This is a genomic window from Lysobacter sp. GQ73 (assembly GCF_059758755.1).
Window position 1 is genome coordinate 314504 of record NZ_JCAXEE010000002.1, and the last position, 17150, is coordinate 331653.

16 protein-coding genes and 1 pseudogene are annotated in these 17150 nt (G+C 68.9%); 7 read left to right on the top strand and 10 right to left on the bottom strand.

Going from position 1 to position 17150, the window contains the following annotated elements; all coding sequences use genetic code 11:
* Window positions 1-43: 43 nt before the first annotated feature.
* Window positions 44-1762 (bottom strand): annotated as a pseudogene (locus tag AC6CH2_RS06275) (ArnT family glycosyltransferase); the annotation flags it as partial.
* Window positions 1763-2257: 495 nt separating this feature from the next.
* On the opposite strand from AC6CH2_RS06275, the gene fabV reads away from it, so the two are divergent.
* Complete coding sequence (fabV, locus tag AC6CH2_RS06280; RefSeq protein WP_498268450.1) at window positions 2258-3463, top strand: enoyl-ACP reductase FabV; 1206 nt, start codon at window positions 2258-2260, stop codon at window positions 3461-3463.
* Window positions 3464-3569: 106 nt separating this feature from the next.
* On the opposite strand, the gene AC6CH2_RS06285 is transcribed toward fabV, so the two are convergent.
* From AC6CH2_RS06285 to AC6CH2_RS06305, 5 genes are all read right to left on the bottom strand, one after another.
* Window positions 3570-3845, bottom strand: a complete 276-nt coding sequence (locus AC6CH2_RS06285) for a hypothetical protein (protein ID WP_498268451.1) — start codon at window positions 3843-3845, stop codon at window positions 3570-3572.
* A gap of 31 nt (window positions 3846-3876) precedes the next feature.
* Window positions 3877-4206: a DUF2834 domain-containing protein gene (locus tag AC6CH2_RS06290; protein WP_498268452.1), complete on the bottom strand. Its 330-nt coding sequence runs from the start codon at window positions 4204-4206 to the stop codon at window positions 3877-3879.
* 27 nt (window positions 4207-4233) lie between these two features.
* Window positions 4234-5775, bottom strand: coding sequence for a class I adenylate-forming enzyme family protein (locus AC6CH2_RS06295; RefSeq protein WP_498268453.1), 1542 nt, complete (start codon window positions 5773-5775; stop codon window positions 4234-4236).
* A 128-nt stretch (window positions 5776-5903) separates the two neighbouring features.
* A complete protein-coding gene (locus tag AC6CH2_RS06300; RefSeq protein ID WP_498268454.1) occupies window positions 5904-6791 on the bottom strand; it encodes an alpha/beta fold hydrolase in 888 nt (295 codons plus the stop codon).
* Window positions 6792-6908: 117 nt separating this feature from the next.
* The gene (locus AC6CH2_RS06305) at window positions 6909-9143 is read right to left on the bottom strand and encodes a TonB-dependent receptor (RefSeq protein WP_498268455.1); all 2235 of its coding nucleotides are present in this window, start codon (window positions 9141-9143) and stop codon (window positions 6909-6911) included.
* Window positions 9144-9336: 193 nt separating this feature from the next.
* Between AC6CH2_RS06305 and AC6CH2_RS06310 the strand changes: the two genes are divergently transcribed.
* The gene (locus AC6CH2_RS06310; RefSeq protein WP_498268456.1) at window positions 9337-10299 is read left to right on the top strand and encodes a helix-turn-helix domain-containing protein; all 963 of its coding nucleotides are present in this window, start codon (window positions 9337-9339) and stop codon (window positions 10297-10299) included.
* A 25-nt stretch (window positions 10300-10324) separates the two neighbouring features.
* Here the strand turns inward: AC6CH2_RS06310 and AC6CH2_RS06315 are convergent, their stop codons facing one another.
* On the bottom strand, window positions 10325-10786 hold the full coding sequence (locus AC6CH2_RS06315; RefSeq protein WP_498268457.1) for a MaoC family dehydratase: 462 nt from the start codon (window positions 10784-10786) through the stop codon (window positions 10325-10327).
* Window positions 10787-11011: 225 nt separating this feature from the next.
* Between AC6CH2_RS06315 and AC6CH2_RS06320 the strand changes: the two genes are divergently transcribed.
* On the top strand, window positions 11012-11956 hold the full coding sequence (locus AC6CH2_RS06320) for an extracellular catalytic domain type 1 short-chain-length polyhydroxyalkanoate depolymerase (RefSeq protein WP_498268458.1): 945 nt from the start codon (window positions 11012-11014) through the stop codon (window positions 11954-11956).
* On the opposite strand, the gene AC6CH2_RS06325 is transcribed toward AC6CH2_RS06320, so the two are convergent.
* Entirely contained in the window at window positions 11919-12947 is a 1029-nt protein-coding gene (locus tag AC6CH2_RS06325; RefSeq protein ID WP_498268459.1) for an EamA family transporter, read from the bottom strand. The genes AC6CH2_RS06320 and AC6CH2_RS06325 overlap by 38 nt on opposite strands.
* Before the next feature lie 78 nt (window positions 12948-13025).
* Between AC6CH2_RS06325 and AC6CH2_RS06330 the strand changes: the two genes are divergently transcribed.
* The 3 genes from AC6CH2_RS06330 (at window position 13026) to AC6CH2_RS06340 (ending at window position 14436) form a co-directional block, all read left to right on the top strand.
* Entirely contained in the window at window positions 13026-13541 is a 516-nt protein-coding gene (locus tag AC6CH2_RS06330) for a MarR family winged helix-turn-helix transcriptional regulator (protein WP_498268460.1), read from the top strand.
* Window positions 13542-13695: 154 nt separating this feature from the next.
* A complete protein-coding gene (locus tag AC6CH2_RS06335) occupies window positions 13696-14169 on the top strand; it encodes a hypothetical protein (protein WP_498268461.1) in 474 nt (157 codons plus the stop codon).
* Between the two features lie 39 nt (window positions 14170-14208).
* Window positions 14209-14436, top strand: coding sequence for a hypothetical protein (locus AC6CH2_RS06340; protein WP_498268462.1), 228 nt, complete (start codon window positions 14209-14211; stop codon window positions 14434-14436).
* Window positions 14437-14466: 30 nt separating this feature from the next.
* On the opposite strand, the gene AC6CH2_RS06345 is transcribed toward AC6CH2_RS06340, so the two are convergent.
* Both AC6CH2_RS06345 and AC6CH2_RS06350 read right to left on the bottom strand, forming a co-directional pair.
* A complete protein-coding gene (locus AC6CH2_RS06345; protein WP_498268463.1) occupies window positions 14467-15552 on the bottom strand; it encodes an Lnb N-terminal periplasmic domain-containing protein in 1086 nt (361 codons plus the stop codon).
* Complete coding sequence (locus AC6CH2_RS06350) at window positions 15542-15820, bottom strand: hypothetical protein (RefSeq protein WP_498268464.1); 279 nt, start codon at window positions 15818-15820, stop codon at window positions 15542-15544. Before AC6CH2_RS06350 ends, AC6CH2_RS06345 begins: the two co-directional genes overlap by 11 nt.
* Between AC6CH2_RS06350 and AC6CH2_RS06355 the strand changes: the two genes are divergently transcribed.
* Window positions 15806-17086 (top strand): acyltransferase family protein, encoded by a 1281-nt coding sequence (locus AC6CH2_RS06355; RefSeq protein ID WP_498268465.1) that lies wholly within the window; start codon window positions 15806-15808, stop codon window positions 17084-17086. The genes AC6CH2_RS06350 and AC6CH2_RS06355 overlap by 15 nt on opposite strands.
* The last annotated feature ends 64 nt before the right edge of the window (window positions 17087-17150 follow it).

Consider the following 17150-nt stretch of genomic DNA (forward strand, 5'->3'; position numbering starts at 1 on the left):
CGTCGGCCGCCACCGGCGCGAGACAGACGTCCCAGTCCATGCTCAAGGCATGCTCGGCCTGGCTCCAGGTGCAGCCGAGGGCGGCGCTGCCCGGCACCAGGGTCCAGCCGCGCCGGTTCGCATGACCCAGGTGCTGGCTGCGCGCGGTGTCGATGCAGGCGGCCAGGGCGATGTCCTGCACCAACAGCCAGCGCGTGTGCGGCGACTGTCGCTGCCATTCCAGGCCTCGCCGCATCTGCACCGGGAACACGGCCTTGAAGCCGAACTCGGCGACCGGCCGGTCGGCCATCAACAGGTTCTGCTCGCGCCAGGCCACCAGGCCCAATTCGGCGGTCGGGCCGATGCGCTTGCCTACTTCGGTCATCAGGCCGCGCGCGGAGGAAGAGTCGTTGAGCAACGGCACCATCACCAGGCCGAAGGCGACCCACAAGCCGGTCAGCATCGCCGCCATGCCGGCGAAGGCGCGGCGACGCCCGCTCCACAGCAGGCAGGCCAGGCCCCAGCCGCCGACCGCAGCGACGCTGGCGGCCAGCGCAGAGGACACGTCCTCGAGCGAGCGCTCGGCGACGAAGCGGCGTTCGAACCCGGGATCGCCGAACCACATCGCCAGGCCGCCGAGCAGCAACGCCGCGGACAACACCGCGGTGAAACCCAGCGCGACGCGCTGCGCCGAGGCCTTGCGCAGCAGCCCCGGCAGCAACGGCGCCAGCGCCAGGGCGACCATCGGCAGCGCCGGCAGGATGTACATGTCGCGCTTGCCGCCGGGAATGCTGAAGAACACCAGCACCAGCAACCACCACGCCAACGGCAACAGATAGCGCGCATCGCGGCGGCGCAGGCGACGGCGCCAGGCCGGCAGCGCCCACGGCAGGGCCAGCATGGTCGGCAACCACATGGTCGCCATCACTTCCAGGAAGTACCAGGCCGGCTGGCCGTGGTCCCAGGACGCGCCGTAACGCTTGGCGGTCTGGCGCACCAGGATGTCGTTGAGATAGGCCGTGTATTGGCCGCCGTCCGGGCCGAGCGCGGCGATCGCCAGCGGCACCAGCCAGATGCCGGTGGCGGCGACGAAGGCGATAGGCCCCAGCCAGAACTTCGCGCTGCGGACATGCAGCTTCGTCCCCCAGCCGCGCAGCGAGGCGATGCCGGCCGGGATCAGCATCAACAAGGCGATCGCCCCGACGCCCTTGCTGATCGTACCCAGCCCCGCCGCCGCCCAGCCGAGCATCCACATCGGCCAGTCAGGCCCGCGTTTGCGCGCGCTCAGCAAGACGTGGCACAACAGGCCGTAGTTGGCCAGGGTGATCCAGAACACCACCAGCGGGTCGATCTGGGCCTTCTTCGCCTGCCAGGTGAACTGCAGCGCGAACAACAAGGCGTAGCCGGCGTACAGGCCGACCCGTCGCGTCCACAAGCGGCGGCCGAGATCGACCACGCACCACAGCGTGCCCAGCGAGGCCAGCAGCGACGGCAGCAGGAAGGCGATGCGCCATTCGCCGAACAGCCGGTAGGCAGCGGCCTGCAGCCACATGAACAACGGCGGCTTGTCCGAATACAGTTCGTGGCCGCGGTGCGGGAACAGCCAGTCGCCGCTCTCGATCATCTGCTTGGCGACGAGAGCGAAACGGGGCTCGTCGGCCGGCCAGGGATCGCGCAGGCCCAGCCCGACTCCGAGCACCAGCACCGCGAGCAGCCAGAACAGCGCGGTCTGGTTGCGTCGGGCGAGGCGATGCGGCGCGGCATTGTGCAGGGTCGTGGTCATCGCGTGATCGGTGATGGCGTGGGTCTCGAAGCGTGAGGCGCAAGGCGGCGGCCGCCGCGAATGCCGGCCACGCGAAGCGTCGGCATTGTACCGAGCCCGCTCGGCACGCCCGGCACCGCCGCCGGCCACGCCATCGGCCCATGCTGGCATCGCCGATGTCCGATGAATGTCGGAGGCCTGCCGCCACGCCTGCCGTCATTAGCGTGCCGTAGCAGGTGCGCCGCCTCGCCCATGATGCGCAATACGCCACCGTTCGGAAACCGCGCCCGGCTCGGCTGGGCGAGCGCAGCCGTTCAAGGCATACTTTTCGCCTCGCCGGTCGACGGCAACGCGCCGTCCCCGGCCCCTTCCGGGCCATGTCGCAGGCCCGGCCGCGGCCGCACGGCCGCTCGCGACGGACGCGCCACGGCTCGCCTTCGACCGCGACAGCAGCACTCCAGCCCGCGGCGCGCATCGCCCCGCCGCGGACGCCCCATCGACGACGAGGTAGACCAGTTGATCATCCACCCCAAGGTTCGCGGCTTCATCTGCACCACCACGCACCCGCTCGGCTGCGAGCTCAACGTACGCGAGCAGATCGAAGCCACGCGCGCGCGCGGCGTGCGCCAGGATGGTCCGAAGAAGGTGCTGGTGATCGGCGCGTCGAGCGGCTACGGCCTGGCCGCGCGCATCGCCGCCGCGTTCGGCTTCGGCGCCGATACCCTCGGCGTGTTCTTCGAGAAGCCCGGCAGCGACAAGAAGGCCGGCACCGCCGGCTGGTACAACTCGGCCGCGTTCGACAAGTTCGCCAAGGCCGAGGGCCTGTACAGCAAGTCGATCAACGGCGATGCCTTCTCCAACGAAGCGCGCGACACCGCGATCGAGCTGATCAAGAGCGAGATGGGCGGCCAGATCGACCTGATCGTGTACTCGCTGGCCTCGCCGGTGCGCAAGCTGCCCGACACCGGCGAGCTCAAGCGCTCGGCGCTGAAGACCATCGGCGAGCCCTACGTTTCGACCGCGATCGACACCAACAAGGACACCATCATCCAGGCCACGGTCGAGCCCGCCACCGAGCAGGAGATCGAAGACACCGTCACGGTGATGGGCGGCCAGGACTGGGAGCTGTGGATCGACGCGCTCGAACGCGCCGGCGTGCTCGCGCCGGGCGCGCGCACCGTCGCCTTCAGCTACATCGGCACCGAGATCACCTGGCCGATCTACTGGCACGGCGCGCTGGGCAAGGCCAAGGTCGACCTCGACCGCACCGCCCAGCGCCTGGATGCGCGCCTGCGCAGGATCGGCGGCGGCGCCAACGTGGCGGTGCTGAAGTCGGTGGTGACCCAGGCCAGCGCGGCCATCCCGGTGATGCCGCTGTACATCTCGCTGGTGTTCAAGGTGATGAAGGAAAAGGGCCTGCACGAGGGCACCGTCGACCAGCTCAACCGCCTGTTCCGCGAGCGCCTCTACCGCGAAGACGGCCAGGCGCCGGAGACCGACGAGGAACATCGCCTGCGCCTGGACGACTGGGAACTGCGCGACGACGTCCAGGACGCGTGCAAGGCGCTGTGGCCGCAGGTGACCACCGAGAACCTGTTCGAGCTCACCGACTACGCCGCCTACAAGCACGAGTTCCTCAAGTTGTTCGGCTTCGAGCGCAGCGACGTCGACTACGACGCCGAAGTCGACCCGGACGTGAAATTCGACTGCATCGAGCTCTGAGGCCGCGGCGCTCGATCGCGCTGCACCGGCGCCGCTCCCGGCGCCCCTCCGCTCCCGGCCGGGAGCGGAGCCCGGACCGGCCCGCAGGCCGCGCCACTTGTTCGCGTCATTTGTAGCGGCGGCGCCCGGCCTTGAGGGTCTGCTCGGATACGAAGCCCTTGCCGCAGCTTCGGCAGTAGTACCCCTCGACGAACTGTTGCAACGGCGCCATGCGTACCTGCGAGGGCAGGACGTCGTCGACGCGAAGATCGGCCGCATACGCCATCCGGGGGTCCTTGCCCGGTGCGGCCACCCAGGCCTCGTCGATCAACAGCAGCTTCGGCGCCACCGCGATGGCCAGGCCGCAGCAAGGACAGGTCTCATCGGACGGATGTGGGTTCATGGTGCCTCCTGCACTGGACCGGGCGGAGCGGTCAACGGCTCGCGTCGGCATCGAGTGTCGCCTGCCGCTGATACAGGAACAACGGCAGGCCCAGCGAGACGCCCACCAGCACGGTCGCCGCGACCGGCGCCCACAGGCGGCGTATGCGCAAGCGGCGGCCTTCGCTTGCGACGAATACCAACAGCACCACGGCCGAGACCAGCACGTCCAGGCCGAAGAAGCCGCCGATGCGGGTGGAAAACAGCTCGGCGAACAAACGCGGCAGATCCGGGCCGTGCTCGGCCAGCCACGGCAGAAACTGCGCATACGGCAACAGCGCGCCGGGCACGCATAGCAGCAGATACAGATGCCTGAGTTTCATCGTCGGCCTGACTGAGCTCGTGGAGGTTCACCCGCCCGGCCAGTATGGCGCGCGCAGTTCGCGCTTGAGCAGTTTGCCGGTCGGGTTGCGCGGCAGATGATCGCGAATCTCGACCCCGGCCACCCGTTGCTGCTTGCCGACCCGCTCATTGAGCCAGTGCTTGATCGCTTCGCCGTCGCCGGCCCGCACGTCCTTGACGATCACCAGGGCCAGCGGCGATTCGCCCCAGATCGGGCTCGGCACGCCGATCACCGCGCACTCGGCGATTCCCTCGTGCTGCATCAGCACCGCCTCGATGTCGGCCGGATAGATGTTCTGGCCGCCGGAGATGATCAGGTCCTTCTTGCGGTCGAGGATGTAGAGATAACCGTCCTCGTCGAGGCGGCCGATGTCGCCGGTGCGCAGCCAGCAGCGCCCGTCCTCGTCGATCCACACGGCCTGCGCGGTCGCCTCGGGCCGTCGCCAATAGCCCGACATCGCGAAACGGCTGCGGCCGACGATCTCGCCGGCCTCGCCGGCGGCGAGCGGGCGGTCGTGCTCGTCGAGGATGCGCAGGTCGACGCCGGGCAAAGGCTTGCCGACCGACGCCAGGTGGCCCTCGGCGTGCTCCGGGTCGAGCGCGGTGATGATGCCTTCGGTGGTGCCGTAGACCTCGATCACATCGCAGCGGCAGGTCTCGATCAGGCCGGCCTTGGTCGCCAGCGGCAGGGACGAGCCCACGCTCATGATCGCCTGCAGTGAGGAACGGTCGGTCGCCGCGAACTGCGGGTGATCGAGCAGGCGCTGGTACTGCACCGGCACCATCGCGGTGTGGGTGATGCGTTCGCGCGCGATCGTCGCCAGGGTGTCGGCGACCTCGAACACGTGGCGCAACACCACCGTGCCGCCGCTGAGCCAAGTGCCGAGCAAGGCCGCCCAGGTGATGTTCGAGTACAGGCCGGTGACCAGCAGGGTGCGGGCGCCGGCGTGATAGCGCAGCGCCAGCGCCGCGTCGTAGGCCCAGGCCACCCGCGTGCCGTGCGTGTGGACGATGCCCTTCGGCTCGCCGGTGGTGCCGGAGGAGTAGATGATGTTGCACAGGTCGGACGCCGCCACCGGCACTCCGGGCGGATGCTCGCCGGTAGTGCCGAGCCAGTCCGGATAGGCCCGCCAACCGGCCGTGGCCTGCGCTGCGTCGGCGACGACTTCGATGCGAGCCGGCCCGGGGATCGCGCCGACCCGGGCGGCATGATCGCGGGTCGCGAACACGAAGGCCGCGCCCGCATCGGCGAGCATCGCCGCCGCGCTGTCGGCGCTGATCGCGGTGTTGAGCGGCACCGCGACGCAGCCGGCCTTCATGATGCCGACGATCAGTTCGGCCATCTCGATGCAGTTGGACATCAGCAGCGCGACGCGGTCGCCGTGGCGCGCCCCGGCGCCGATCAGGGCATTGGCGATACGGTTGGTACTGCGGTCCAGGCTTTGCCAGTCCAGGCTCCGGTGCGGTGCGACGATCGCCGGCGAACGCGCGCGCCAGCGGCCGTGCAGGGCGAAGATCTCGGGCAGCAGCGGTTGCGGCGCGTCCAGCATCGGGGTTCTCCGTGTCTTCGCGGTACGAGGTACGTATTGTGGTGGTACGTATCTCGGTGGCGCAGGCGCGCGATGTGCGCGGCCGCTATAGAGTGATGGCATCGGCGCCCGCGGACAGGGCCGCGGTCTCAATCCGCAAGGTCGAGCAAACGTTCTATGCCGATCCGGGCCTCCGGTTCCGACAGCGACGGCGCATGGCCGACATCGGGCACCTCGACCAGGCGCACCAGCGGCGACACCGCGGCCATGCGCCGGGCGGTCTTGGCTTCGAGGATGTCGGACAAGGCGCCGCGCAGCAGCAGGATCGGCCGGCCGGCGGCGAGCTTGCGGTAGAGGCGCCACATCAGCGGGCGCAGCAACCACAGCCTGGTCGGGCTGACCGTGCGGATGATCTTCGGGTCGTAGTCGAGCACCAGCAGGCCGTCGTCGCGGACCCGGAACATGCGCTCGATCGTCCGCGCCCAGTCGGCGCGCGTGTACTTCGGATAGGCGGCGCGGCCGATGCGTTCGATATAGGCGGCCGCGTCCTCGCGCGTCATCGGCGGTACCGGCACGCCGGCGTAGCGGGCGATCCGGTCCAGCGCCGACTTCGGCGCCTGCGGGCCGGCGTCGTTGAGCACCGCCGCCGCCACCGCCGACGGCCGCTTCACCGCCACGGTCATGGTCACCCACACGCCTAGCGAGGTGCCGATGAAGACCGCACGCGGGATCGATTGCGCGGCCATCAAGTCGAGAATATCCAACGCATAGCGGTCGGCGCTGTAGCTGGACGGGTCGTCGGCGTACTGCGAGCGGCCGCGGCCGCGCAGGTCCAACGCCAGTACGCGCCGCCCGGCCGCGGCGAGCACCGTGGCGATCTCGCCGAAATCGGCCGAGTTGCGGGTCAGTCCGGGTATGCAGATCACCGGGCAGCGCGGCCTAGCGTCGGCGTAGACCGCCGCCGGATAATCGCGGGCGTACAACCGCAGTCCATCGCGGCTATGCCAATGCAACGCGTCGTAAGGTTCGGCCGACATGGTGGGTGGGAATTCCTGTGCCAACGAAAGTGTGGTCGGCCCCCGGGCATATGCCGATCGAGGGCCGATCGAAACGCCCGCTGCGCCGTTCGCGGCGAGCGTCGGAGGGACTTGCGCTCAGAACTCGTAGCGCGCCGACAGGCTCACCGTGCGCGGCGCGCCGTAGAAGCCGGTGACGATGTCGAGCGCGGCGATGTGGTAGCCGGTGCTGCGATAGGACTTGTCGGCCAGATTGCTGCCCTGCAGGCTCAAGGTCCACGGCTCGTTGATCTGCCAGACCAGGCCCGCGCTCCACAACCCGTAGGCCGGCTGCGCGATCAGCGGCGACAGGGTCGTCTCCGGATAGGTCTTGCTCTGGTAGCTGTAGTGGATGCGCCCACTCAGGGTGCCGCCGTCGGCGAGCGGATACGACGCGTCCAGGCTCAGCCCGCCCGACCATTTCGGCGCGTTGGTGAAGCGCTGGCTGTCGGCGATGTCGACGCCGCCGCTGCGGTACTCGTCGTACCGGCTGTGCAGATAGGCGAAGTTGCCGCTGAGCGTCCAATGCTCGGACGGCTTCCAGGCGAACTCCTGCTCCAGCCCCCGGATCGTGCCCTTGCCGGCGTTGGTGAAGTCGCCGAAAAAGCCCGGGCTGCCGTTCGGCAAGGTGTAGGAGGTGAACACCGACAGTTGGATGTTGCTGTAGTCGTTGCGGAACAACGAGGTGTTGATCATCAGGCGGTCGTCGAAGAAGGTCATCTTGCTGCCCAGCTCGTACGACTGGACCTTCTCGTCGTCGATCGGCCGGCACGAGGCCGGGATCACCGCGCAGTTGGCGCGGATGTTGTAGCCGCCGGAATGAAAGCCGGCGTTGTAGCTGGCGTACAGATTGACGCGATCGCTGGCGCGCCAGGCCAGCGACAGCTTCGGCGAAACATTGCGCGAAGTATTCGAGCCGGTGAAGTCGGCCAGCTCGGCGATCGGCACCTGGAAGGCGCCGTCGGCATAGGCGTAGTTCTGGATCAGCGCATCCTTGGTTTCTTCGGTCAGGCGCAGCCCCAGGTCGAGGCTCCACTGCGGGTCCAGGTCCCAGGTGAAATCGCCGTAGGCAGCGATGCTGCGGGTGCCGATGCGCCCGCTGCCGACCGCATACTGCGACAATCGCAGCGCGGTGTACGGCGGCGAGCCCAGGAAGGTGCTGCGGTTGATGCCGCCGGCCGCGCCCTTGAAGTAGAACACGCCGAACACGCCGTGGAGCTGGCCGCCTGCATCGTAGTTCGCCTGCAGCTCCTGGCTGAACTGATGGTCGCTGTAGCCGCCCGCCGCCTCGCCGATCCTTTCCGGCAAGGTGTCGAAATCGATATTGCTCTGGGTCGACGAGCTGCGGTAAGCGGTGATCGACTTGAACGCCCAGTCGGCGTTGGCGATCCACTTCGCGGTCAGCGCCGCGCCTTCCAGTTCGCTGCGGTTGATCTGCGCCATCGCGCTGCGGGTGTCGAAGTCGCTGGCGAGCGGCCGGTAGGCCGGATAGTACTTGTTCGCCTTCAGCATCTTGGCGCCGCGCGGGTTGGAGTTGTCGCGCATGCCGTCGAGCGCGAGCTCGAGGTTGAAACCGTCGGACGGGAAGTAACCGAGGGTGGCGCGCGCGGCATTGGTGTTCTTGTTGCCGTTGCGGCTGTCCTGGACCAAGTTCCGGCCGTAACCGTCGTTGTGCATGCTGGCGACCGCGACGCGGGCGCGCCAGACGCCGTCGTCGCTGGCGCCGCCGAGGCTGGCCTTGGCGCCGCGCTCGCCGTGCGTGCCGACGGTGGCCTCGATAGAGCCCTGAGTGCGCTGGGGCAGCGGGCTCGACACGTATTTGATCGCGCCGCCGATGGTGTTCTTGCCGTACAGACTGCCCTGCGGGCCGCGCAAGACTTCGATGCGGCTGACGTCGAACACGTCGAGCAGGGCGCCTTGCGGTCGCGCCAGGTAGACGTCGTCGAGGTAGACGCCTACCGCCGGGTCGAAGCCCCAGGTCGGATCGGACTGGCCGATGCCGCGGATGTAGGCGGTGAGGGTGGTGTTGGAGCCGCGTGCGGCATACACCTGCAGCGACGGTACCTTGCCCTGCAGGTCGGCGAGCGTCTGCACGTTCTGCTTGAACAAGGCCGCGGCGGTGAAGGCGCTGACCGCGACCGGCACGTCCTGCAGGGTTTCCTCGCGTTTGCGCGCGGTCACCGTGAGCGATTCCAACTGAGTCGGTTTCTTGTCCGACTCGGCCGACGCGGTCTCGCCGCCGGCGTCGCTCGCCTGTGCTTGCTGCGCCTGCGCGGCAGGCCATTGGGCCCACACCGCCGCGCCGATCACCACGCTCAAAAGCCTGTGCTTCATCTTTGGTCCCTGTCCCCGGGGCGTCGCATCGCCGCCCACCCTGTGACCGCAACATAGCGGCGAGGCCTCGCCGCGGTTCCACAGCGGGAGCACAGCGGCTTGACCCTGAGTGCACACGGGTGCTGCGTCGCAACATGCAGCGCGAGCCGCAACGCTCCTAAGATGCCGCTCGACTGGTCACCGAAGGATCGCCATGTTCGCAACCGAGGTTGCAGCGCCGACTGCGTTCCCAGCCAAGAGCGCGGCGAGTCCACGGATCGCGATGGGCGGCTGGTCGACCGTGCATTCGCCGGGCTTCGGCAGCGCCGACATTCAACTGACCCGGCCCGAAGGCCGCATGGGCTGGTTGGCGAGCCAGTCGGTCGGCGCGCTGCAGCTCAACCACATCGCCCTCAGCGGCCTGCACATGCGCCGCACTCCGCAGCATCTGTCGGGACTGGCGCACAACTACGTGCTCGCCCTGCCCGCCGCCGGCAGCTCGCGCAACCGCGTCGGCGGCCACGAAGTGATCCTGGTCCCGGACCGCATCTATCTGATCTCGGCCGCGGTGGTCGGCGAGGTGCAGCCGGAAGGCTGCTACAAAAGCTTCAACACCCTGATCCCGACGCATCTGCTGCAGCAACGCGTGTCGCATCTGCCGACCGTGTTCTCGGCGCCGCTAGATGGCACCGACCCACGCGCGGAAATGCTCGGCGCTTATGCGCGGCAGATCGATCGCCTGGCCAAGCAACTCGGCGAAGGCGAAGCGCAGGTACTGACCGCCCAGTTGTGCGACCTGGTCGCGCTGATGCTGCGCGGCGATACCCGCAGCTTCTGCGATGATCGCTCGCTGGCCGCCGCGCACAAGCAGCGCGCGCTGGACTTCATCGAGGCGCATTACCCGGACGAGGACTTGTCGGCAGAAAGGATCGCCCGGCGTTGCGGCATTTCCGAGGGTTACCTGCACCGTTTGTTCCGCGACAGCGGGCAATCGGTGATGGAGCGGCTGCGCGCGCTGCGCCTGGGCAAGGCCCACGACATGCTCAGCAATGCGGCCTTGGCGAAACTGCCGATCTCCGAGATCGCCTATCGCAACGGCTTTCGTTCGCAGTCGAATTTCTGTCGCGTGTTCCGCCAACACTTCGGGGTTGCGCCGAGCGAGCTGCGCAGCCCCTGAATGCTCTGGGGCATGGTCCGCCCGGCTAGCGGTAGAGCAACGCCGCCATCTCGGCGACCAGCGCCGGCTTGTCGTGGCCGTCGATCTCCAGCACGTTGCGGGTGACCATCAGCAGCCGGCCCTCACCCTTCGCTTCGACCGCGGCCAGGCTCACCCGCAGCCGCACGCGCCCGCCGGCCGGCACCGGTGCCTGAAACCGCACCTCGCTCAGGCCGGCATTGATCGTGCGCACGATGTCCCCGGGCAGCAGGCCGAGCTGCATCTGCAACGGCGCGAGCAAGGACAGCAGCAAAAATCCGTGGGCGATGGTGCCGCCGAACGGGCTCTCCCTGCGGCAACGGTCGACATCGACGTGGATCCACTGACGGTCGCCGGTGGTTTCGGCGAAGCGGTCGATCATGCTCTGGCCGACGGTCAGCCAATCGGACACGCCGAGTTCGTGGCCGACGTGATCGCCGAGCGTGTCGAAGGTGTAGCGCGGGCTCATGCGGACTCCGGGGCTCGTGCGGATTGCGGCCCAGCTTAGCGCGGGGCAGGTACCCGACGGAGCGCCCTGCCCGCAACGTCTGGTCCGAACCGCGACCGCGCCCGGCACTTCGCGCAGCCGATCTGCTGCGGTCAAAGTACGGTGCGCCTGCGGTGAAACCGGGCATGGGCCGAGCGGCTACAACGCGAGGACCGCGCGGTCTTCCGGCCGCCAGGAGACACCGCCATGTCGCAATCGTCCACCCTGCGCCGACGCTTCCTCGGTGCACTCGCCGCCTTGCTGTTCGTATTGTCGATCCCGGCCCCCGCGTATGCCGCCGGCTATTTCCGCGACCTCTACGTCAGCCTGGCCGGCGCCCGCGACTACCACGGCTACGTGCCGAGCAGTTACCGCCCCGGCGTGCCGATGCCGATGCTGGTGGCCTTGCACGGCTGCACCGAGAACGACGTGGGTTTCGAATTGCTCTCCGGTTGGACTCGATTCGCCGAACAACGCGGTTTCATCGTGGTGTTTCCCGACCAGAGCAACCTCGCCAATCCGCTCGGCTGCTGGAACTGGTACCTGGAAAGCAACCAGCATCGCGGCCTCGGCGAGCCCTCGATCATCGCCGGCATCACCAACAAGCTGCGCTCTCGCTACAGCGTCGATCCGCGGCGGATCTACGTCACCGGCGTGTCCGCCGGCGGGGTCATGGCCAACATCATGGCGGTCGCCTATCCCGACCTCTACGCCGCGGCCAGCATCCTCGCCGGCTGCGAGTACGACTGCGACATCCTGCAGCTGCAGTCCCCGCAGGTGTCCGGCCAGAAAGCCATCGCCGAGATGGGCAGCCGCCGCCGCGCGGTACCGATCCTGATTTTCCAGGGCAGCGCCGATCCGGTCGTGGCGCCGTCGACCGCCGAACGCATCGTCGGCCAGTGGGCGACCGTCGCCGGCATCGACGAGGTCGCCGACCAGGTCGTGCATGGCCAGGTACCGGGCGGGCGCAGCTATACCCACACGGTCCATCGCGCCGCGGCCGGCGGCCCGTCCCTGATCGAGTCCTATCTGATCGACGGCGCCGGCCATGCCTACCCGGGCGGCTGCCCCTGCAGTCTGTACGGCGATCCCTCCGGCCCCGATGCCGGCCACCTCAGCTGGGATTTCTTTCTCGCCCATCCCAAGCCCTGAGCGAATCCGCCCGCTCGGGCGCAGGCGATCGCCGCGCCTCCTCGTGGCTCGCCTGGGCGACCCCGCCGCCGGCGCAGCGGTCGCAGGGTCGAGCCGGCCGGCTGCTGCCCCATTGCACCGCCAGCACGCTGCCGAGCACGATCAGCAGACCGAGCAAGGACAGGCCGGTGAGCGACTGGCCGAGCAGGGCCCAGCCGAGGATCACTGCGGTCAGCGGGCTCAGCAGCCCGAGCGAGGACACCGCGACCTGCGGCAAACGCGCCAGGCCGCGGAACCATAAGGCGTAGGAGATCAACGCACCGGCGATCGACAGATAGGCATAGGCGGAGACCTGCACCGTGCTCAGATGCGGCAGCGGCGCATCGACGGCGAGCGCGACCGGCGCCAACATCAGCCCGCCGAGCAACAACTGCCAACCGGTCAGGGCGAACACCGGCAGGTCGCTGCGCCAACGCCGGGTCAGATAATTGCCGACCGCCATGCAGGCCGCGCCGCCCAGGGCCGCGGCGATGCCGACCGGCTCCCAGTGCGTACTGGGCGACAGCAGCAGCACGGCCATGCCCACCACGCCCAGCACGCTGGCCCAGACCACGAGTTGCACCGGCCGGCGCTGGTCGATGGCCCAGGTCAGGCCGATCACCAGCAGGGGTTGGATCGCGCCGACCACCGCGGCGAGGCCGCCCGGCAGGCGGTAGGCAGCGATGAACAACAGGCCCTGGAACAAGGCGATATTCAAGCCGGCCAAGACCAGCAGGCGCAGCCATTCGCCGCGCGCCGGCCAACGGCGCATGAAAGCGACCAGCAGCAGGCCGGCCGGCAGGGTACGGATCAGCGCCGCGGTGTACGGCCGGTCCGGCGGCAACAGCTCGGACGCGACGATGTAGGTCGAGCCCCAGATGGCCGGGGCCAGGGCGGTCAGCAGAATGTCGATCCAGACCGGACGTTGCGAGGCCGGGCGTTGCGAGACTGGCCGTTGCGAAGCAGAGCTCATGGAACTATCTTCAACTCAAGACAAGAACCCAGCCTGACGATCATTTGTCTTGAAGTCAAGACAAATCCCGGAGACCGCATGGCCAAGACCCTACGCCCGCCCGATTCGGTCGACGCCATCCTCGAGCAATGGCGCCGCGAACGGCCCGACCTCGATGCCAGCCCGATGGGCGCGATCGGCCGGGCCAAACGCTGCGCGGCGCTGCTGCAGCGCCGCCTGGACCGGACCTTCGCCGAATTCGGCATGACCAGTTGGGAGTTCGACGTGCTGGCCACCCTGCGGCGTTCCGGCGCGCCCTATTGCCTGGCGCCGACCGCGCTGTTTTCGGCGCTGATGATCACCTCCGGCACCATGACCCACCGCCTGCAACGGCTGGAGGCGGCCGGCTGGATCGAACGCCAGGCCAACCCCGCCGACGCGCGCAGCCTGCTGGTGCGGCTGACGCCGGCCGGTCTGGCGTTGATCGACCGCGCGGTCGAGGCGCATATCCAGAACGAGCGCCGGATCATGGCGCCGCTGGCGCCGGCCCGCCTGGCCGCGCTCGACGACACACTGTCGGAGCTGCTGACGATGCTGGAGTCCACCGCCGAATGAGCGGCGTGCCGGGGCAGCGGCCATCGTCGTCCGGGCCGAACGCGATGCACGGACGCGAGCGCTCGGACTGAACCGGCGCCGCCGGGGTTAGGAGCCAGTCACCCGGGGCGTCCATGCTGGCTACGGAAGGCACACTTCCGCCAGGGGACGACCCATGCAGCTACCGACAGAAAGGCCAAGCAACCGCGACCTCACTGCATACCCGGCGGCCGGGCACGTCATGGGCGGCGCGAACGAGCGCGGCCGCGTCCACCCGGACGACCAGCGCGCGCAGGAGTTCGGCGCTTACCGCACCGCGACCGACCGGCAAGTGGGATCGCGCCGGGTCGCGGCATTGAGGCGGACGCTGGACCCGCGATTCCTGGCCACGCCGCTGCCGGAGCTCGCCCTGCAGGCCATCAACGCAATGCCCGGCTCGGCGGCCCCCGAGATCGGGTGGCAGACGCCGGCCTGCGTGTGCGTGTCTTTCGCATGGCGGCGGCGCGCCAAGCCGGATCTCGACGACCGCTATCTCGCCGACTTCGGGCTCATGCGCTGCTGGGCCGATCTGCATTGCCGCATCCCGAGGCATGCGACTTATGCCCGCAGCCCGGGAGAACTGACGGAGCAGTCACGGCCCGGGGCTTAGGGTACATCGCACACAGCGTGCATCACTTAGGGGAAAGACATGCGCCTATCGATCCGATTGCGGCGCAACGGCAATCCGAAGCTGTCGCCCGTCCCCTTGTCCGACCTGGGCGTGGCCGCCCTGGACGGCGTGCCCGGCGTCAACGCGCCGAAGATCACCGACATCGTCCGCGAGGATGCGATCTTCTCGTTCGTCTGGAGCGGCCCGGGCATGCCCGAGGTCACCGACGAATACCTGCAGGGCTTCGGCCTGTCGCGCGTCGAGTGAGCGCCGGCCACGACGCGACCCGACGAGGCCTCAGCGCGCGCGAACCGGTTCGGACGCCGCGCCCGGCACGCCTTCGCGAATGAGTTCCGAAAACGCCGCCGAGTCGCCCGCTGCGCGGGCGCGATCGGTCACGCGCCCGCGCTCGTGCAGGCTGCGGTAGTCGTAGCCCGGCATCAGGCCGCCCTGGTCGTAGGCGTACTCGGCCAGGTAGCCCGACAGCAGCAAGCGGTAATCCAGCGGCAAGCCCGGGGCGATCTGCCGCATCAGGTCGAACACGATGGTGGTGCAGTTGCTGGTCAGGGTGTTGTAGAAGCTCGGCTGCCTCTCCAGTTCGCGCGCCTGGGCCAGATAGCCCAGGAACAACGAACGCAGCGCCGCCTTCGGCAGCCGCAGCCGGTACAGGTACACGTCTTCGTTGCGCACGTTGCTGCGCACCCGCAGGATGTCGCGCTCGTCAGCCGCGACCAGGGCGGTTTCGAACTCGCGGAAGAAACCGCCGACGGCCGAGAACGCTTCGCCGCGTTCCTTGCGGATCTCGACCGAGAACACCAGCTTGCGGCCGTCGTCGAAACCGAACGAGACCAGGGTGTGGGCGATCGCCGGCCCCATCCAGTAGGACAGCACCAGGTCCGCCGACTCCAGCCGGGACAAGTCGTAATCGCGGCGTTCCCAACGCGGCGTGTAGTCGCTGTCGCTGCGCCAGTCGAAATTGCGCACGTTGTCGAGCCGCACCCGGTCGCCGTCGACCTGCGCATGCAACTGGCGGGACACATCGTCGGCCCAGGCCCGGTCCTGCGACGGCCGCAAGGTACTCCACCACAGCAGCACGCCGGCCAGGGCCAGCAGATACAGCCACCAGGCCGGCTTGCCGAGCCGACCTACGCCAGCCGATGCGGCCAATGCGCTCAATGCGGTCAACACGAACGCCGCGACGATCGCGCCTTTGAACGTCGGCGCCAGGGGCAGCCGATACCACAAGGCCAGGCCGCCCCAGGCGGCGCTCAGCACGATCGCCGGCGCCAGCAGTAACCCGCGCAGCCAGAGCGACTTCGCGGCGAATGCCGCCGGGGGCGCTGCGTGTGGTGCGTCCAGGACCGTCGTCGAATCATCCGTCATGCGACAGGAAGCTGCCGCAGGCCGCCGGTCGATGCAAGCGCCACGACATCGCGGGCCGGGCGTAGCGGATCACGCGCTCGGCCGATGCCTGCGCCTGAGCGGCGCGCATGCGACCGATGCCCGTTCGAACCGCAACTGTGTTCCGAGTCCCGACATTCGTCGCGCGGCGCATGAGGAAGCGTGATCCAGCCACCGGAAGCCTGGCGGCGGCGCGGCTAGTCTCGGCGGACATCCCGCCCGCATCGGAACCGTCATGGTCGATATCCATCAGGCATGGCCGTACTTCGCGATGCTGGCATCGGCGCTGGCCTTCGCCGCTCTGCCCTGGTTCCGCGGTGCCGAGCGGACGCCGCCGCGCGCCGGCCAAGGCAGCGATACCCTCGACGGGCTACGCGGTTTTCTCGCCCTGAGCGTGTTCGCCAGCCACGTGATCGTGCATCACGAATACCTGCGCACCGGCGTGTGGAAACCCTCGCCGTCGGCGTTCTACAACACCGCCGGCCTGCTCGGGATCTGCCTGTTCTTCATGATCACCGGCTTTCTGTTCTGGAACAAACTGCTCAGGGCCGGCGGCCGCCCGGGCTGGAAAGCGTTGTATGTCGGCCGCGTGTTCCGGCTCGGGCCGATGTACCTGGTCGCGGTGCTGACGATGATCGCGATCGTCGCCTATCGAACCGGTTTCGAATGGCGGGTGCCGCCGGCGCAAGCGGTCGCCTCGGCCCTGGGCTGGCTGGCGCTCGGCATCGTGCCGCCACCGCCGACCCTCAACGGGTATGCCGACACCGGCACGATCCTGGCCGGGGTGACCTGGACCTTGTTCTTCGAGTGGCTGTTTTACTTCTCCTTGCCGATCTCGGCCTGGTTCGTGCGCCGCGGCCGCCACTTGGCCTTCACCAGCGGATTGGTCGCCCTGTGCCTGTCGACGATCGCCGCGGCGAGTTGGAACGGCGGCTTCGAGCCCGGGGTCGAGCCGCGACCGGTCCTGTTGCTGGCGGTATTGGCCGAGCTGGCGTTGATGCTCGGCACCGGCATGTTCGTCGCCTCGCTGCTGCACGCCGGCTTCGGCGCGCGCCGGCGCTGGCTGCGACCGGTGTGGAGTGTCGTCGCCCTGCTCTGCCTGGCCGCCCTGTTCGCCATCATGATTGCGGGCGCCCCGCGCATCGGACTGGCGCAGTTGTTCTTGCTGTGCCCGTTGGCCGGCACGTTCTTCTTCATCGTCTGCTCCGGCAACCGCCTGTTCGGCGTGTTGGCGTGGCCGGCCTCGCGCCGGTTGAGCAACCTCAGCTACGGCATCTACCTCTCGCAAGGACTGATCCTGGTCGCGGTGTTCGCGATCCCCGGCGTCGGCGCCTATGCCGCCGGCAGCGGCCCGGCCTTCTGTCTGGTCTACCTGGGCTGCGCCTTGCTGCTGTGCGCGAGCGCTCTGCTCGGCTATCGCTACGTCGAAGAGCCGGGCATCCGCATGGGCAAGCGCATCGCAAGCCGGCTCGGCGCCGAGTCCGGCGCGCGGGCGCCGCTGCCGGCGACGACTTAGCCCGAAACGCCAAAAGCGGCATCGGCCACGATCCCGGCCGAACACGCCCCCGGCCGACGCGCCC

Coding starts and splice junctions, on each gene's coding strand:
- AC6CH2_RS06340 (WP_498268462.1), top strand. CDS start 14,209: ATGCGCCTATCGATCCGATTGCGGCGCAACGGCAATCCGAAGCTGTCG.
- AC6CH2_RS06290 (WP_498268452.1), bottom strand. CDS start 4,206: ATGAAACTCAGGCATCTGTATCTGCTGCTATGCGTGCCCGGCGCGCTG.
- AC6CH2_RS06285 (WP_498268451.1), bottom strand. CDS start 3,845: ATGAACCCACATCCGTCCGATGAGACCTGTCCTTGCTGCGGCCTGGCC.
- AC6CH2_RS06330 (WP_498268460.1), top strand. CDS start 13,026: ATGGCCAAGACCCTACGCCCGCCCGATTCGGTCGACGCCATCCTCGAG.
- AC6CH2_RS06345 (WP_498268463.1), bottom strand. CDS start 15,552: ATGACGGATGATTCGACGACGGTCCTGGACGCACCACACGCAGCGCCC.
- AC6CH2_RS06315 (WP_498268457.1), bottom strand. CDS start 10,786: ATGAGCCCGCGCTACACCTTCGACACGCTCGGCGATCACGTCGGCCAC.
- AC6CH2_RS06295 (WP_498268453.1), bottom strand. CDS start 5,775: ATGCTGGACGCGCCGCAACCGCTGCTGCCCGAGATCTTCGCCCTGCAC.
- AC6CH2_RS06300 (WP_498268454.1), bottom strand. CDS start 6,791: ATGTCGGCCGAACCTTACGACGCGTTGCATTGGCATAGCCGCGATGGA.
- AC6CH2_RS06320 (WP_498268458.1), top strand. CDS start 11,012: ATGTCGCAATCGTCCACCCTGCGCCGACGCTTCCTCGGTGCACTCGCC.
- AC6CH2_RS06310 (WP_498268456.1), top strand. CDS start 9,337: ATGTTCGCAACCGAGGTTGCAGCGCCGACTGCGTTCCCAGCCAAGAGC.
- AC6CH2_RS06350 (WP_498268464.1), bottom strand. CDS start 15,820: ATGGATATCGACCATGACGGTTCCGATGCGGGCGGGATGTCCGCCGAG.
- AC6CH2_RS06335 (WP_498268461.1), top strand. CDS start 13,696: ATGCAGCTACCGACAGAAAGGCCAAGCAACCGCGACCTCACTGCATAC.
- AC6CH2_RS06325 (WP_498268459.1), bottom strand. CDS start 12,947: ATGAGCTCTGCTTCGCAACGGCCAGTCTCGCAACGCCCGGCCTCGCAA.
- AC6CH2_RS06305 (WP_498268455.1), bottom strand. CDS start 9,143: ATGAAGCACAGGCTTTTGAGCGTGGTGATCGGCGCGGCGGTGTGGGCC.
- AC6CH2_RS06355 (WP_498268465.1), top strand. CDS start 15,806: ATGGTCGATATCCATCAGGCATGGCCGTACTTCGCGATGCTGGCATCG.